The sequence below is a fragment of the Petropleomorpha daqingensis genome (assembly GCF_013408985.1).
Taxonomy (GTDB): Bacteria; Actinomycetota; Actinomycetes; order Mycobacteriales; family Geodermatophilaceae; genus Petropleomorpha; species Petropleomorpha daqingensis.
Genome location: NZ_JACBZT010000001.1, coordinates 1666536 through 1682806, shown reverse-complemented (window position 1 = coordinate 1682806; position 16271 = coordinate 1666536). Strand labels below are relative to the sequence as shown.

The following is a 16271-nucleotide window of genomic DNA, read 5'->3' as shown; positions in this document are numbered from 1 at the left end:
GTGACGACTTCTGGAAGGTCCGATCCACCCCATCACCGGAGAATCCGATGGCCAGGCTCCTCCCCCGCGTCCCCCGGCCCGGCCGGCGCGCGCGCCGGATGGGCCTGGCCGTCTCCGGGATCGGCGCGCTGGCGGTCACCGCCGGGCTGGTCTGGCAGTCGGCCTACGCGGCCTTCACCGAGACCACGCCCGCCTACACGCTCACCTGGAGCACCGGCACCGTCGCGATCGCCGACGACGACGCCGGTGCCGCGATGTTCTCGGCGTCCGGCCTGCGACCCGGCGCCACCCAGACCCGCTGCATCACCGTCACCTCGACCGGCAGCGCGCCGTCCCTGATCCGCCTGTACGGCGCCGGGAAGACGACGACGAGGTCGCTGTCGACCTACCTGACCGTGGTCGTCTCCGCCGGCACCGGCGGCTCTGCCGGCAGCTGCGTCGGCTTCGTGCCGAGTTCCACGGTCTACCGCGGCACGCTGGCCGCCTTCCCGACCAGCTACTCCGCCGGCGTCGGCTCGTGGACCACCGCCGGCAGCACGTCCGGGGAGACCACGAGCTACCAGATCACCTACGGCCTCTCCGCCTCCGCGCCGGTCAGCGCGCAGGGCGGCACCGCCGCCGTCGCCTTCACCTGGGAGGCGCAGAACACGTGACCGGCTCCTGGCGCGCGGGCTGGCCCGCGCTCGTCGTCAGCTCGCTCGCCCGCCTCCTGCTGGGCGCCGTCGCGCTGCTCGTCGCCCTCTCGGTGGTGCTCCCGCTCGTCTCCGGCTGGCAGTCCAGCGTTGTGATGTCCGGTTCGATGGCGCCCACGCTGCAGCCCGGCGACGTCGTCGTCGTCCGCCCGGTCGCCGCCGCGGACCTGGAGCCGGGCGACGTCGTCCTCGTCGACGACCCCGACGTGCCCGGCAGCCTCCGGATGCACCGCATCGTCGCGGTCGGGTCCGGCGGCCTGCGGTTGCGCGGTGACGCGGCCCCGAGCGCCGACACCTCCCTCGTCGCGCCGGGCGCCGTGCACGGCGTCGGCACCCTGCGGCTGCCCGGCCTCGGCCTGCCCGCCCTCTGGGCCCGCGAGGGCCGCACCGTCCCGCTCGCGCTCGCCGGCGCCGGCCTGGTCGCCCTCCTCGCGCTGTCCGTCGCCCACCGCGGTGCGGACGACGAGCCGCGCCGTCCCCGGTGGCGCAGGGCCCGGCCGGTCGCCCTGGGGGCCGCCGCCGTCCTGCTCGTCGGGCTCCCCGGCACCGCCGACGCCCGCGCCGTCTTCAGCGCCACCACCGGGACCACCGCCAACAACTGGACCGCGAGCTCCTACTGGACCTGCGCGAACGCCGCCTCGACGGCCGGTGCCGTCCAGTACTACGGCCTGCAGGAGACGTCGGGCACGACGGCCACCAACGGCGGCTCGCTGGGCAGCGCCGCCAACGGCACCTACAGCAGCACCGGCGTCACCTACGGCGTCGCCGGGCCGCGCTGCGGCACCGGCGGGACCAGCGCCGTCCGCCTGGACGGCGCCAGCGGCCAGATGTGGACCGCCCGCTCGTACACCAGCCCGCAGACCTTCTCCGAGCAGATCTGGTTCAGCACGACCACCACCTCCGGCGGCCTGCTGATCGGGTTCGGCAACGGTGCGAGCGGCGGGCTGTCCAGCAACTACGACCGGCACATCGTCATGACCAACGCCGGCACGCTCGCCTTCGGCGTCTACGACGGCGGGGCGACGCACGAGATCACCAGCGCCGCCTCGTACAACGACGGCAAGTGGCACCTGGCGACGGCGACGTTCTCCGGCACCGTCGGCATGACCCTCTACGTCGACGGGGTCCAGGTGGGCCGGGACGCCAACTCCAAGGTCGCGGAGACCAACACCGGCTACTGGCGGGTCGGCTACGACAACATCGACAACTGGCCCAGCACGCCCACGAGCCGCTTCTTCGCCGGCACGCTGGCGCACGCCGCCGTCTTCACCACCGTGCTGAGCGCGACGGAGGTGGCCAACCAGTACGGCGTCGGCCCCTGGACCTGCGCCACCGCGGCCGGGACGACCGGTGCCGGCGCGGTGCAGTACTACGGCCTGCAGGAGACCACCGGCCCGACCGCGACCAACGGCGGCTCGGCGGGCTCCTCCGGCAACGGCACCTTCTCCGCCGCCGGCATCACCTACGGCGTCCCCGGCCCCGCCTGCGGCGCCGGCGGGGACTCGGCGATCCGCCTGGACGGGTCCTCCGGCTACCTGTGGACCACGCGCCAGGTCGTCGCGCCGCAGAACTTCACGGTGCAGATCTGGTTCGCGACCACGACCACCCGGGGCGGCAAGCTCATCGGCTTCGGCTCGGGTGTCAACGGCGCCCAGTCCAACCAGTTCGACCGGCACATCTACATGACCAACGGCGGCCTGCTGGCCTTCGGCGTCTACAACGGCGGCTACTACACCGTCACCAGCTCGACCACCTACAACGACGGCAGGTGGCACCTGGCCACCGGCACCTTCTCCCCCGGCACCGGGATGGCGTTCTACGTCGACGGCACGCTGATCGGCACCAACACGTCGACCACGGCGGCGGAGAACTCCACCGGCTACTGGCGGGTCGGCTACGACAGCCTCGGCAGCTGGCCGAACGTGCCGACGAGCAGCTACTTCGCCGGTTCGGTCGCCCACGCGGTGGTCGTCGACCGGCCGCTGACCGCCGACGAGATCGCGGGCCAGTACACCGCCGGACGCTGAGCGCAGGGCAGGATCGGCGCATGACCGACTCGCCTGCCCCCACCGCCTCTCGGCAGCGCAGCCCGCTGCTGCCCGTCTACCGGGTGGTGCTCGCGCTGTTCCTGCTCGCGGGGGCGGTGCAGATCTTCCTGGCCGGCTTCGGCGTCTGGGGGCACGACTTCCAGGCCCACCGGGTCCTCGGCTTCACCATGGCGGGCATCGCCTTGGTCGTCTTCGTGCTGGCCCTGGTCAGCCGGGCGGGACGGCGGGACGTCGTCCTGGCGCTGGTCCTCGTGCTGCTGACCGGCGGCGCGCAGAGCCTGCTCGCCGACGCCGGCGGCAGCGGCGCGTTCTGGGGCGGGCTGCACGCCCTCGACGGGCTGGTGATCCTCGGCATCGCCGGGTTCCTGCACGGCGCCGCGATCCGCCGGGGCCGCGCCGCGGCCTGAGGTCAGGCGATCCGGGCGAACGTCTCCCCGGCCTCGGCGAGCAGGCCCTCGTCGGCCCGGCCGTGCTCGCGGAGCAGCCGGCCGAGCAGCGCCTGCGCGCGGGCCCGGTCGGGCTCGGCCCCGTAGGCCTCGAGCGCGGGGATCGCCTGGCGCAGGTCCCGCTCCACCGCCTCGAGGTCGGCCGTGGCCGAATCGGCCAGGGCCAGGGTCGCCCGCAGGCGGAGCAGCTCGGCCTCGACCGCCGGCGGCCGCCGGCCGGGACCCGCGGCGACGATCTCCACCGCCTGCCGGGCGGCCGCGAGGTCCTCGGGGGTGCCGGCCTCGATGAGCCAGTCCACCGCCGTGGACCAGAGGAACGGGAACCACTCGACCGTGCTGCCGTACTGCTCGCGCTCGGACACGGTCTGCTCGGCCAGGCGCAGCGCCGTCTCGGGGAGCCGGCCGGTGATCCGCCCGCGGACCAGGCGCATGAGCGCGACCTCCTGCACGGTGTCCGGACCCGCGGCGTCCAGCAGCGCCTCGTCGACCGGGAACAGGTCCTCGGTCGGCGGCTCGCCGCGCAGCAGGGCGCGCAGCGCGCCCAGGGCGTCGTGCAGGGCCCCGAAGAACGCGTTCTCGGCGGTCACCGCCTCGTAGAGCCAGGCGGTCTCGTCGTTCGCGTCGTCGTCCCAGCGCCCCGTGATGATCCGGGCGACGCTCAGCGACGCGGTGGTCAGCCACGCGCTCCAGGCGTCGGCCGCCTGCCGGGAGAGCTCCAGCGCCCGCTCGTAGAAGCGCAGGGCCTCGCGGACATCCCTCGTGAAACTCGCGATCGCCCGGTTGAACAGGACGGCGACCAGCGGGCCGGTGGCGCGGTGCTCGGAGCAGTAGGCGATGGCGCCGTCGAGGATCGCGACGCCGACCCGCTGCAGGTCGGTGAAGAAGATCAGGACCGCCAGGTCGTTGAGCGCCCAGCCGATGAGGACCGGGTCGCCCGTCTCCTCGGCCCGCCGCAGGCCCTCCTCGGCCAGCGGTCGCCCGTGGACGACGTCCCCCAGCTCCCCGTCGGCGCGGGCGGCGATCCGCAGCAGCCCCGACGCGGTCGCGGCGGACAGCTCGCCCGTGCGCTCGAGGAACGGCGCCAGCTCGCGCTGTCCGTCGGCCGGCCTGCCGTGCAGCCGGTGCGTGGTGGCCCGGATGGTCGCCGCCTGCGCGCGCAGGTCCACGGGGTCGCTCTCGTGCAGCCCGGAGGACAGCGCGCTCGCCTGGTCCCAGTGGCCGGCGTCCAGGGCGGCCTGCGCCGCCAGCACGGTCAGCCGTGCGCGGGCCGGGCCGTCGGGCGCGTGCGCCAGCGCCTGGACGTAGAAGGACGACGCCTCCCCGGGCACCCCCAGCGAGGCCGCGCGCTGCCCGCTGCGCACCAGCCACTCGACCAGGTCGTCGGTCAGGGCGGCCGCGCGCGGATCGCCGGCCGCCATCAGCTCGCGGGCGTCGCCGAGGTGCTGGGCGACGACGGCGACCAGCTCGCCGGAGGTCTCGGCCTGGGTCTTCAGGTAGTCGGCGGCGGCCAGGTGCCGGATCAGCCGGGCCTGCTTCGACTGCGTCCGGTACGCGACCTGCCGGACCAGCGCCTGCACGAACGCGTAGCGGCCGAAGTCCGGCGAGAACCGGTCGGCGACCCGGGCGATCAGGTCGCGCCCGGCCAACGCCTCGGCGGTGTCGGCGACCTGGCGGGGCGAGCGCCCGGACACCGCGGCGAGGCCGCCCAGGGTGAAGGAGTTGCCCAGCACCGAGGCGTGCTGCAGCAGCTCGCGCTGATCGGCGGGCAGCGCGTCGAGCCGGCTGGCGATGAGCATCTGCAGCGAGGTCGGTGCGCCCACCTCGACCAGCCGCGCCGCGTCGACGCCGGGCGCGAGCCGGCGGTGCGACCCGTCGTCGACGACCATGCCGCGGTCGAGCAGGGCGCGCACGGTCTCCACGGCGTACAGCGGCACGCCCTCGGCCACCTCGACGAGCTGGTCGCGCACCCGGGGCGGGAGGTCCACGACGAGCGCGTCGAGCAGCTGCGCCATGGTCTCGGGGCGCAGCCCCTCCAGCCCGATCACCGTGCCGCGGCGGGAGGCGGCCAGGCGCGGCCGGCGCTCGAGCAGCTCCTCGCGCGCGAGCAGGACCAGCAGCAGCGGGAAGCGGGCCGCACCGACCAGGTGCTCGACGAAGTCCAGCAGCCCGTCGTCGGCGTGGTGGGCGTCGTCGATGACCCAGACGACGGGGTCCCCGCCGCGGCTGATCCGCTCGAACCAGGTCAGCCACGCGGTGAAGAGGTCCTCCCGGCCGAAGCCGTCCTCCCCGCCGAGCAGCACCGAGAGGCGGGGTTCGAGCCAGTCGCGCTCGGCGGCGTCCGGCACGATCTCGGCGAGGTGCCGCCGCAGCCGCTCCCGCTGGACCGGGGCCTGCTCTGTGGTCTCGTCCACGCCGATCCGCCGGCGCAGCGCCGCCGACAGCGCGCTGTAGGCGATCCCGTCGCCGTACGCCGGGCAGCGCCCCCAGTGCCACCAGACCACGGCGGACAAGCCGTCGGTGTACTTCTGCAGCTCCCAGCCCAGCCGGGTCTTGCCCACGCCGGGCGCGCCCGTGACGACGAGCAGCCGGCCGCGACCGTCCTCGCTCGCGGCCTGGTACAGGTCCTTGAGCAGGCCGAGCTCGCGGCGACGGCCGACCAGCGGCGCCTCCACGCCGAGCTCGCGCCCCTCGCCGCCGACGCCGCCCATCACCGCCGTCGCGCGGTGCAGCACGACCGGCTCGGTCTTGCCCTTGAGCGCGTGGCTGCCGGCGGGCTCGTAGCCGATCGCCGCGGCGGTCAGCGCCCGCGTCTGCTCGTCGACCCACACCTCGCCGGGCTCGGCCTTGGCCTGCACGCGGGCGGCGGTGTTGACCGCGTCGCCGGCGACCATGCCCTGCTGGGTGGCGCCCAGGGTCACCGCCACCTCGCTGGTGACCACGCCGACGCGCATGGACAGGTCGGGGACGGCGGCGCGCTCGCCGAACGCCGTCACCACCTCGACGAGGTCCAGACCGGCGCGCACGGCCCGCTCGGCGTCGTCCTCGTGCGCGACCGGCACGCCCCACACCGCCATGACGGCGTCGCCGATGAACTTCTCGATGGTGCCGCCGTACCGGGCGACGACGTCGCGGCAGCGGTCGAAATAGCCGCTGAGCAGCTCCCGGACCTCTTCCGGGTCGCGGCTCTCCGACAGGGCGGTGAAGCCGACGAGGTCGCCGAACAGCACCGAGCTCACGCGCCGTTCGCTCTGCGCCGGCTGCGGCTCCTGCTCCGGTCCGTCCTCGGCCCGGGCCCCGCACGAGGCGCAGAACCGGTGGCCGGCGCCGAGGGCCGCGCCGCAGGACAGGCAGCGGCGCAGCACCGCCGCGCCGCACTCCGGGCAGAACCGGGCCAGCGGCGGCGGGGTGGAGCCGCACGACGGGCAGGTCACGCTGGGGCTCTTCTCACATGCTGCTGCTCAGGTGCGGCTCTCGGCCTCGCGCAGCCGGGCGCAGAGCACCTTGAGCAGGCCGCGGGCGAAGCCCGGGTCCTGGTCGAGCAGCTCCTCGAACGTGGCGTGCGAGACGTAGGCGGCCCGCAACGGCGTCTCGGCGGTGACCGTGGCGGAGCGGCGCCGGCCGTCGATCATGCTGATCTCGCCGAAGTAGTCGCCCGGACCGAGCGTGCGCAGCGTCGTCCCGCCCTGGCTCACGGTCGCCTCGCCGTCGAGGATCAGGTGGAACCCCAGACCGAGGGCGCCCTCGGTGGTCACCTCGTGCCCCGCGTCGTGCCGGACCTCCTTGGACCGGTCGGCGAGTCGCTTGAGCTGGCGCCCCGACAGGCCCGTGAACAGGTCGACGTGGGACAGCAGGTCGGCGGTGTCCGCAGAATCGGCCACGGACGGCTCCTCTCGAAGGGTGCACGGATAGTAGGTCCGTGCCGCCGCGCGGTGAGGTCGGAACCGCGCGGTCCCCTGTCAGGCGTCGGTGAGCGCGGCCGCGGGCAGCCAGTCGGCGTCGAGGAGCTCGGCGATCTCCTGCAGCGACGACGTGTCGGCGCCCGCGGTGGAGCCGCTGACGGCCAGCCGCTCCACCATCACGCGGGCCACCTGCTCCTCGACGGTGTCCTCGGCGTAGGCCACCCGCCACGGCGAGGTCTTGCCGTCGCGGTGGGTGCGGCCGGTGACCTGCCGGGCCTGGATGCCGGAGAACCGCGGCTGGTGGAACAGGCCCACCCGGGGGGCGTCGGAGGCGGTCGACCCGTCGGGCAGCAGCTCGCCGGCGTGCAGGCTGATCGAGGCGGTCACGGTGAACACGCAGACCGGCGCCTTGCCGCTCTGGAAGCGCAGCCGCTCGGCCTCGACGTCGAACCGGTCGCGGCCGTAGATGCCGGCGACGGCGATGCCGGCGTCCAGCAGCGCCTCGCGGATCGGGTCGGCGGCCGTCTCGACGAACTCGACCGACACCGCCACCTGGCGCTCGGCCTCGACCTGCGCCTTGACCCAGTCGACCGTGGCCTGCACGCGGATCAGCCCTGCCTTCTGCCGGAAGCGCAGCAGCGCCGCGCGGCCGCGGGCGGTCTGCCGGCCCTTGCGGGCCAGCTGCATCTCGGCGCGGAACTCCTGCCACCCGGACTCGTAGGAGGCCCGCTCGGCCGGGGTGAGCGCGACCGGGGTGCCGGTGACGCTCACCGGCCCCCACGGCGCGGGGCGGTGCAGCGTCGCGGGCGGCTGCGCGTCGGTCAGCCACCCCTGCAGGCGGGACAGGTCGGCGCGGCGGGCGTCGGGGTCCTCGGTCCACTGCCAGCCGTAGCGGCCCTTCTCGACGGCGAAGCCGAGCGCCGACAGCCGCGCCGGCAGGTCCGACCACGCGCGCAGCGGCTCGTCGTGGTGCTGGGCGAACTGCGGCGCCAGGTACGGCAGCTCCAGCGGCGTGTGCGCCGGGGTCGCCGTCGCGGCCAGGACGAACGGGGCGTCCTTGACCCGGCCGGCGCCGGAGACGGCCTTCCAGTGCTTCCAGCGCTGGGTGGTCGTGTGCCGGACCATGTGCGCCTCGTCGCCGATGACGACGTCGAAGCCCAGTTTGCTCACCTTGGCCAGCCGGTCCCAGGTGGTCACGCACCAGCGCAGGCCGCCGTCGCCGAACCCGGCGATCGAGCGGGTCCAGTGCGGGATGGTGATCGCCGCGGGCCGGTCGGCGACGACGAGGACCCGGTTGCCGCCCCGCTGCTCGGCGATCTCGCGCGCGGCGAGGATCGCGGTGCCGGTCTTGCCCACGCCCGGGTCGTCGCCGAGCAGGAACACCCGGCCCCCGGCCTCGGCGTGCGCCACGATCGCGTCGGCCCCGGCCCACTGCTCCTCGCGCGGTGTCAGCGGCCGCCCGGCCGGCACCGGGCGCGGTTCGGCGTTCAGCTCGTCCTCGAGGAAGCGCTCGAAGGTGTACGGCGCCGACTCGTAGGCCGCGAGCTCCCCGGGCAGGTCTGCGCCGACCCAGATGTGCGCCTGCAGGTCGGGCCGCCACTGCGCGCCGGGAGCGGGCGCCCGGAACGGCACGGCCAGCACCCAGACGCGCTCGCCGGGGCCGGGGGTGGGCAGCTCCGGCGCGGGCTTCTTCGCCGCGGGCTTCTTCGTCGTCGCGCGCTTGGACGGGGTGCGCGACGACGCCGTCCGCGAGGACGTCGACGACGTCGAGCGCGTGCGGGTGGTCGAGCTGCTGCGGCGGCGCCGTCCCGGCATGAGCGTGCGGTCCTTTCGACAGGCGAAGTCCGCAGTGTGCGCGGCACCGCCGACGGTTCCGGGGATCTGCGCACCGGGTGTCGGCGGTTCACCCCTCCGCGCGCAGCAGCGGCGGGTGCAGCAGCGTCGCCGGTCCGCGGCGGTACAGCTGCGCGGGGCGCCCGCCGTCCCGGGTCGTCGTCGTCCCGGTCGGCTCGAGGAACCCCGCGGCGCCGGTGACCTTGCGGTGGAAGTTCCGCGGGTCCAGCGGCCGGCCCCAGACCACCTCGTACACGCGGCGCAGCTCGGCGACGGTGAACTCCGGCGGGCAGAAGGCGGCGGCCAGCGGCGTGTACTCCAGCTTGGCCCGGGCCCGCTCCACCCCGTCGGCGAGCACGCGATCGTGGTCGAAGGCCAGCCCGGTCAGCTCGTGCACCGGCGCCCAGCGGGCCGCGGCGGCGTCCGTGCCGGCGGTCGGGGCGGGCTGGTCGGGGACCAGCGCGAGGTGGGCCACGGTGACCACCCGCATCCGCGGATCCCGTCCGGGTGCGCCGTAGGACCCCAGCTGTTCCAGGTGCCCGGGCCGCAGCCCCGTCTCCTCGGCGAGCTCGCGGGCGGCGGCCTCGGGCAGGTCCTCGTCGGGCCGGACGAATCCGCCGGGCAGCGCCTCGCGGCCGGCGAAGGGCTCCTCTCCCCGCCGCACGACCAGCGCGCACAGCGCATCTCCCCGGACCGTCAGCACGACCAGGTCGACCGTGACCGCCACGGCCGGGAAGGACGACGCGTCGTACTCCATGGGGGGAACGTTATCTCGTCAGGTTGACGACAACTACTCCTCCTGCTTAACGTCAGTCTGACGACAACAACGTCGACCTGCAGGAGGACCCCGTGGCCGACATCGCCCGCTATCCCCTCATCCGCCACCTCCGTGGTTCGGCGACCGCCTACGTGCAGCACGTCCGCAAGGGCGACGTGCGGCACGCGGGGACCGGCGCCGGCTTCTGGTTCCGCCCGCTGTCGGCGGTGCTCTCCGAGGTGCCGGTCGACGACCGCGAGCTGCCGCTGCTGTTCCACGCGCGGACGGCCGACTTCCAGGACGTCACCGTCCAGGCGACGCTCACCTTCCGCATGGCCGACCCGGCGCTCGCCGCGGCGCGGATCGACTTCTCCCTCGACCCCGATCGCGGCACCTGGCGGGGCACCCCGCTGGTCCAGGTGGCCGGGCTGCTCACCGAGACCGCGCAGCAGCACGCGCTGGACCTGCTCGCCGGCACCCGGCTGGCGGAGGCCCTGGTCGGCGGCGTCCCCGCGGTCCGGTCCGCCGTCGAGGCCGGCCTGGCCGGCGACCTGCGGCTGGCCGAGACCGGCATCGCTGTGATCGGCGTGCGGGTGGTCGCCATCCGGCCCGAGTCCGACGTCGAGCGGGCGCTGCAGACGCCGACCCGCGAGCAGGTGCAGCAGGAGGCCGACCGGGCCACCTACGAGCGGCGGGCGCTGGCCGTCGAGCGCGAGCGGGCGATCAGCGAGAACGAGCTGGCCAACCAGGTGGAGCTCGCCCGGCGCACGGAGGAGCTGATCGGCCAGCGGGGCGTCAACGGCCGCCGGGAGGCGGAGGAGGCGGCCGCCGCCGCCGAGATCGCGGCCGAGTCGCAGGCGCGCCGCGACCGGCAGGCCGCGCAGGTGCAGGCCGAGACCGAGCGGCTGATCGGCGCCGCGGCAGCCGACGCGCGGGCCGCGGAGCTGGCCGCCTACGCCGACGCCCGCCCGGAGGTGCTCGTGAGCCGGGCGCTCGAGGAGCTGGCCCGCAACCTCCCGCACATCGACAGCGTCGTCCTGACGCCGGACCTGCTGGCGCCCGTGCTGGCGAAGCTCGGGCGCGCCCGGTGACCATGGCTCCGCGCGTGGTGCTCGTGCACCGGGCGACCGAGCTCACCGAGCTGATCGCACGGCACGGCACCCGCGCCGCGGCAGCGTTCTTCCTCGGCACCCGCGGTCGCGACATCGCCGAGGTCGAGGCCCGGGACGCCGCGGTGCGCGACGCGATCACCGAGGCGCTGCGGGCCGTGCCGGTGGACTGGCGGCAGGGCCGGGTGGAGCGGGCGGACCTGCCGCGCTTCCTGTTCGCGCCGGAGGACGTCGTCCTCGTCGTGGGGCAGGACGGTCTGGTGGCCAACGTGGCGAAGTACCTGGACGGGCAGCCGGTGCTCGGCGTCGACCCCGAGCCGGGCCGCAATCCCGGCGTGCTCGTCCGGCACCGCCCGGCCGACGTGCGCCGGCTGCTCACGGGCGGCCTGCGGACGCGGGCGCTCACGATGGTGACCGCCCGGGCGGACGACGGCCAGGAGCTCACCGCGCTCAACGAGGTCTACCTCGGGTCGCCGAGCCACCAGACCGCGCAGTGGCGGCTGACCACACCGGAGGGCGAGGTCGAGCGCCAGGCGTCGTCCGGGCTGCTCGTCGGGACGGGCACGGGAGCGACGGGGTGGTGCCGGTCGGCCTGGCAGGAGCGGCGCAGCTCGCTGCGGCTCCCGGCGCCCGACGACGGCGGCCTGGCGTGGTTCGTCCGCGAGGCGTGGCCCTCCCCCGCCACCGGCACCGCGCACACGGAGGGCCTGCTGGTTCCCGGGCAGGCGCTGACCGTGGAGATCGAGTCCGACGGCCTGGTCGCCTTCGGCGACGGCCTGGAGTCCGACCGGCTGTCGCTGACCTGGGGGCAGCGCGTCGAGATCGGTGCGGCCGCGCGGACGCTGCGGCTGGTCTGCTGAGATCGGGGCATGAGCGAGGACGTCGGCCAGGACGAACGGCTGGCCGCGCGCACCGTCGGTACGGACGGCCCGCGCGTCGTCTTCGTGCACGGCCTGTTCGGGCAGGGCAAGAACTGGACGACGATCGCCAAGGCGCTGGCCGACCGGCACCGGGTCACGCTGCTCGACCTGCCCAACCACGGCCACTCCCCGTGGACCGACACGGTCGACTACGAGGACATGGCCGAGCTGGTCGCGGCCGAGCTTGAGTCCTACGGCGAACCGGCGACGGTGGTCGGCCACTCGATGGGCGGCAAGGTCGCGATGACGCTGGCGCTGCGCCGGCCGGAGCTGCTGCGGGCCCTGGTCGTGGTCGACATCGCGCCGGTCGAGTACCCGGTCTCCGGCGGCCGCACCGACGACCCGGACGAGGAGGCCTCGCCGTTCGCCGACTACATCGCGGCGATGAAGGCGCTCGACCTCTCGACGCTGGAGCGGCGCGAGGACGCCGACGAGGCCCTGCAGGCCGCCGTCCCGAGCCGGATGGTGCGCGGCTTCCTGCTGCAGAGCCTGGTGCGGGAGGGGCTCGGCTCCGGCGGAGGTTGGCGGTGGCGGCTCAACCTCGACCTGCTGGAGCGCGACCTCGAGCGGCTGCGCGGCTTTCCCCCTCCTCCGCCGGGCGCCCACTACGACGGGCCGGCGCTCTGGATCGCCGGCGCGGACTCGCACTACGTGCTGCCCGAGGACCGCGTGCACATGGACGCGCTGTTCCCGACGACCCGGCTCGTGCGGATCAAGAACGCCGGTCACTGGGTGCACTCCGAGCAGCCGGAGATCTTCACCGAGACCCTCCGCCGGTTCCTCGACCACGTGGAGCAACCGGCCGGCTGACACCCTCAAGGACCCGCGCGGCTGAGGATCTCCGTGCCGTCGGGGCGGAAGGTGCGCCATCGGCCGGTTTCGCGATCGCGCCGGACGCTGAACCCGCCCTCGTGACACGAGGTGTGATGCCGTTCGCAGAGCAGTGCCCCGTTGTCGCAGCTCGTGGCGCCGCCGAAGGCCCAGTGGACGACGTGGTGGACATCGCACCACTCCGGCGGGGCATCGCATCCGGCGAAGACGCACTCCCCGTCGCGCAGGACGATGGCCCGGCGGATCGCCGCGGTCGCGGTGCGCTGCTCGCGGCCGACGTCGAGCGGCAGGCCGTTCGGGCCGGTGATGATCCGAGCTACCTTGGCGTCGCAGGCGAGACGGCGGGCGGTCTCGGGAGTGATCGGACCGGCCCAGCCCAGCTCCCCGCCCACCACCCCGACGGCGCCACGCGCTGCGCTCAGGGACTGCCAGTCGATGGTGACCCGGACGTGCGGGCTCTCGCCCCGGACGTCCGGGAGATCGCCGCCGTCCAGGGCACCGCGGGCCAGGGCGACGAGCGCGTCCGCCTGCCGCTCGGCGTGACCGCGTTGGTCTCCGACCGGGCGGTCGCCGTTCATGAGCGCGGCCAGCGCCGTGTGCAGGTACTCGCCGCCCACCGGATCGAGCTCACCGCGGAGATGGATACGCCCGCCCAGGCCCTTGGCCATCGAGAACCGTCGGCGGACGTCGGCGGCGTCATCGAGCGCGCCGTCAGGATCCACCCCGGCGACCCAGCGGGCGACCCCCTGCGCGGTCTCGTTCGGCGTCGTCTCGCGTGCCAGCGCAGCGAGGATCTCGTCGGTCTCGGCCAGCGCGATCCCGGCCTCGGCCGCCTTGGCGACGCGGGCAGGTGTGATGGCCCGGGTGATCACGCGTGCATGCGTCGCGGTGATCGCTCCCGACGCGAACGCCTCCGCGGTCGCGTCCAACTGCTCCAGCCGCCGGCCGGTCGACACGATCGCGGTGGCCTCGCTCGGCGCCAGGTGGCAGGAGCCGCGCAACCAGGCCTTCATCGACACGGCACCGTCGGCCTTGTGGGCTTCTCGGCGGTCGGCGGCGCGGACCGCCGACGTCAGCGCCGCCGTCATCCGGTTCACGGAGGTTGCCCATTCGGCCACCAGTTCGAGCAGTGCTATGTCGGAGAGCTCCGCGAAGTCGACCTCCGCCAGTCCGTCGAGGGCAGAGCGCAGCTCACCCACGGCGCCCCTCCCCTCCGCTCGGAACTGGTCCGTGCTCGAGATCGAGAGTAGGGGCGGGGTGTGACAGAAACCGCAGCTCAGAGGGCCTATCGACAGAACATTCTGCGAGATTTCAGGCGTGATCACGGCGCGGGTGCGATGGACAGCATCCCCGAGACGCTGAACACTCGTTCGTCCTGTCTCAGCTCGCACCACGCTTCGACGACCGCTCCGATGAGTTCCGGGTCGCTGATCACCCGGTGGGTCACCGCGCCGCTGGCCGCGCGGTATGTGATGGCCACGCGGCCGCCTACCTCGAGCGCGGTCGACAGCAATGCCAGCTGGCCGAGCGGCAGGTCCGGCGCGAGTGCTCGGAGCTCACGGAGCGGCCAGGTCGTCGGCTCGGGGACGGCGATGGACGGCGTGGCCAGCAGCCGACTCGCCAGGACGCCCTCGTCCGCCCTCTCCGGCGACGGGCGGACCGTGCGCGGCGCGGGCGTCCGTTGGCCGCGGGCGGCAGCGGTTCCTCGCGGCGACGGCGGAGCCGGCACGCCTTCAGCGACCGGGAAGTAGCCGACCTCGCGCAGCCTGGCCAGCGCAACGTCAAGGGGCACTGTGCAAGCGAGCACCGTGGGAGCGAGGAGCGTCAGGCCGAGCTTCGCCAGTCGCTTGTCCACAGCGACCTCGGCCAGCAGCGCCTCGTCGTCGCTCTGGATCAGCGACGTCGCGGCGTGGAGCCTGAGCCTGCCGTGCCGCCGGGCGACGTCGTGGACCAGGTAGGTCAACGCCTGAGGCAGCTCCCGTTCGGCGAGGTCGGCCAGCTCATGGAGAAGACGGTCGGCCGTCGTGCCCTCGTCCATGGCGCGTCTGATGCTCGTCGGGCTGAACCGCCAGATGACCGCCCCACCGCTGCTCTCCCGGTCCGCGCAGCTGTCCAGCAGCGTCGAGGCGCGGACGGAGGGCGTGCCCGAGACGAGCGCGGTGAGATCGGATCCGAAGCGGGCGGTGTCGCTCGTCGCCGGGAGCAGCCGGGTCAGGTGCTCGACCAGGGCGTTCTCGTCGTCGGTCAGGAGTGCCGCGCCCAGGGGACTCAGGGCGCCGGCAGCGGCCACGCCGAGGAGTTCAGCTTCTCGCCACGTCGTCGTCAGGGGTGCGTCGGCGTCCTGCGTCAGCACGTGGATCAGCGGCCGGTGCCAGCGGGCGCTGGCCGCGAGATCGGCGAGGTCTGCCGCCTGACCGGCTGGCAATCCGCTCGCGGAGTGCAGGAGAACCACCCGAGCCGCATGGCAGCCGGCGCACGGATCTTGTCCTCGGAGCGCGGGGAGGGTCCTGCCGTCGGCGTCCCGGGAACGGGTAGGCGCCGACGGGAACGCCCACCAGGAGGTGATCAACTGAGCGGCCTGCGCGGCCGGCTCCTCCCGCCGCCACTCGTCGAAGCGGTCGCCGACCCCCAGACCTTCCGTGCCGGGCATCAGCAGGCGGCAGGCGGCGGACAGGGCCAGCAGGAGCCGGATCTCGGTGTCCTCGACGCCGAGCGCCTTGGCGAGCCGGCCGAGCTCGCGCACGCCGACACCGCCGCCGGCCAGGAGCGGGACGGGGACCCGGGTCAGTCTGTCCAGCAGCGCCAGCGCATGGGACAGGAAGGCGCCGATCGCGGCCGCGGACGCCGACTCGACCGCCTCTGGTGCGACAGGATGCGTTCGGATCACGGGCGGCCGGGGACTGAACGGCGCCCGGTAGTCCCCGCCGCGCAGGGCCAGGGCGACCTCCGCGGGCATAGGCGCTGTGTAGCCCCAGGTCGAGCCCGCGAGCAGGCCGTGCGCGACGGCCCACTGCTCGGCTTCGCGGTGCCGACGAAACTCCCCGAAGTAGTAGCGATCGTCCTCGTCCGTCCCGGTGCACGCCATCGTGCGCAACCCCTCGGCCACCGATGGCGGGGCGAGTCGCACCAGTGCCCGGACCCGGTCGGGATCGGCCAGGACGGCGAGGAGCGCCTCGACCTTCTCCGCCTTGTTCCCACGCGGTCGGCCGCCGAGCGCCCGCAGCGCCATCTCCACCGCTGTCACGTTCTGCTCGGACCAGGCGACCCGGGCCGGCGGGCCGAGGCCGAGCGGCGAGGGGAGGACTGCCGCGAGCCCCGGTGCGACCTCGATGTGGTCGCCCTCTCCCGGCCAGGCGAGCGCGCCCGCGCGCAGCTCCCCGAGGACGGCGTCAACGTCCCGCTCGTGCTCGGGCCCGGGCGGACCGTCCAGCAGCGCCACGAGGGCCGACCGGGTCCGTCGCTCCCCGAGGGCGAGCAGCGCCTCGAGGACCTGCCGGGCCGGAGTCGTCAGACCCCGCAGCGCCGCTACCAGCGTGTTCGGGCGGTCGAGGGCGAGCGCCAGTTCGCCCAGTGTCGCGGGAGGTCGTCCGAGGACGGCATCAGGACGCCGCCCCAGGACGGCGGCCAGTTCCGCCTCGTCGAGGCCAGCAAGCCACTCGGCCAGGCGGATCCGGGTCACCCCCTCATCGAACCCTGGCCGAGCCGCGTCCAGGAACCGTCGTCCACAGGCTCACCG

12 protein-coding genes are annotated in these 16271 nt (G+C 74.7%); 6 read left to right on the top strand and 6 right to left on the bottom strand.

From position 1 onward, the window contains the following. The first annotated feature begins 47 nt into the window (after positions 1-47). The 3 genes from GGQ55_RS08340 to GGQ55_RS08330 are packed head-to-tail and all read left to right on the top strand — an operon-like array spanning position 48 to position 3147. Complete coding sequence (locus GGQ55_RS08340; RefSeq protein WP_179715984.1) at positions 48-653, top strand: hypothetical protein; 606 nt, start codon at positions 48-50, stop codon at positions 651-653. Next, positions 650-2719, top strand: coding sequence for a LamG domain-containing protein (locus GGQ55_RS08335; RefSeq protein WP_179715982.1), 2070 nt, complete (start codon positions 650-652; stop codon positions 2717-2719). The genes GGQ55_RS08340 and GGQ55_RS08335 overlap by 4 nt, the downstream gene beginning before the upstream one ends. Positions 2720-2739: 20 nt before the next feature. Then, the gene (locus tag GGQ55_RS08330) at positions 2740-3147 is read left to right on the top strand and encodes a DUF6220 domain-containing protein (protein ID WP_179715980.1); all 408 of its coding nucleotides are present in this window, start codon (positions 2740-2742) and stop codon (positions 3145-3147) included. Between the two features lie 2 nt (positions 3148-3149). On the opposite strand, the gene GGQ55_RS08325 is transcribed toward GGQ55_RS08330, so the two are convergent. The 4 genes from GGQ55_RS08325 to GGQ55_RS08310 all read right to left on the bottom strand — a co-directional run bounded on the left by GGQ55_RS08325 (position 3150) and on the right by GGQ55_RS08310 (position 9675). Beyond that, complete coding sequence (locus GGQ55_RS08325; protein ID WP_179715979.1) at positions 3150-6617, bottom strand: ATP-binding protein; 3468 nt, start codon at positions 6615-6617, stop codon at positions 3150-3152. Between the two features lie 27 nt (positions 6618-6644). Continuing rightward, positions 6645-7064, bottom strand: coding sequence for a cyclic nucleotide-binding domain-containing protein (locus GGQ55_RS26830; protein WP_179715978.1), 420 nt, complete (start codon positions 7062-7064; stop codon positions 6645-6647). A gap of 78 nt (positions 7065-7142) precedes the next feature. Next, entirely contained in the window at positions 7143-8900 is a 1758-nt protein-coding gene (locus tag GGQ55_RS08315) for a DEAD/DEAH box helicase (protein ID WP_179715977.1), read from the bottom strand. Between the two features lie 88 nt (positions 8901-8988). Beyond that, entirely contained in the window at positions 8989-9675 is a 687-nt protein-coding gene (locus GGQ55_RS08310; RefSeq protein WP_179715976.1) for an NUDIX hydrolase, read from the bottom strand. A gap of 92 nt (positions 9676-9767) precedes the next feature. Between GGQ55_RS08310 and GGQ55_RS08305 the strand changes: the two genes are divergently transcribed. The 3 genes from GGQ55_RS08305 to GGQ55_RS08295 are packed head-to-tail and all read left to right on the top strand — an operon-like array spanning position 9768 to position 12514. After that, positions 9768-10766 carry an SPFH domain-containing protein gene (locus tag GGQ55_RS08305; RefSeq protein WP_179715975.1) on the top strand — a complete coding sequence of 333 codons (999 nt, stop codon included), beginning with the start codon at positions 9768-9770 and terminating at the stop codon, positions 10764-10766. Continuing rightward, the gene (locus tag GGQ55_RS08300; protein WP_179715974.1) at positions 10763-11644 is read left to right on the top strand and encodes a diacylglycerol kinase catalytic domain-containing protein; all 882 of its coding nucleotides are present in this window, start codon (positions 10763-10765) and stop codon (positions 11642-11644) included. The genes GGQ55_RS08305 and GGQ55_RS08300 overlap by 4 nt, the downstream gene beginning before the upstream one ends. 9 nt (positions 11645-11653) lie before the next feature. Next, the gene (locus GGQ55_RS08295) at positions 11654-12514 is read left to right on the top strand and encodes an alpha/beta fold hydrolase (RefSeq protein WP_179715973.1); all 861 of its coding nucleotides are present in this window, start codon (positions 11654-11656) and stop codon (positions 12512-12514) included. 5 nt (positions 12515-12519) lie between these two features. On the opposite strand, the gene GGQ55_RS08290 is transcribed toward GGQ55_RS08295, so the two are convergent. Next, on the bottom strand, positions 12520-13860 hold the full coding sequence (locus GGQ55_RS08290; RefSeq protein ID WP_179715971.1) for an HNH endonuclease signature motif containing protein: 1341 nt from the start codon (positions 13858-13860) through the stop codon (positions 12520-12522). Then, a complete protein-coding gene (locus tag GGQ55_RS08285; protein ID WP_246324237.1) occupies positions 13857-15764 on the bottom strand; it encodes a helicase-associated domain-containing protein in 1908 nt (635 codons plus the stop codon). Before GGQ55_RS08285 ends, GGQ55_RS08290 begins: the two co-directional genes overlap by 4 nt. Positions 15765-16271 lie beyond the last annotated feature (507 nt).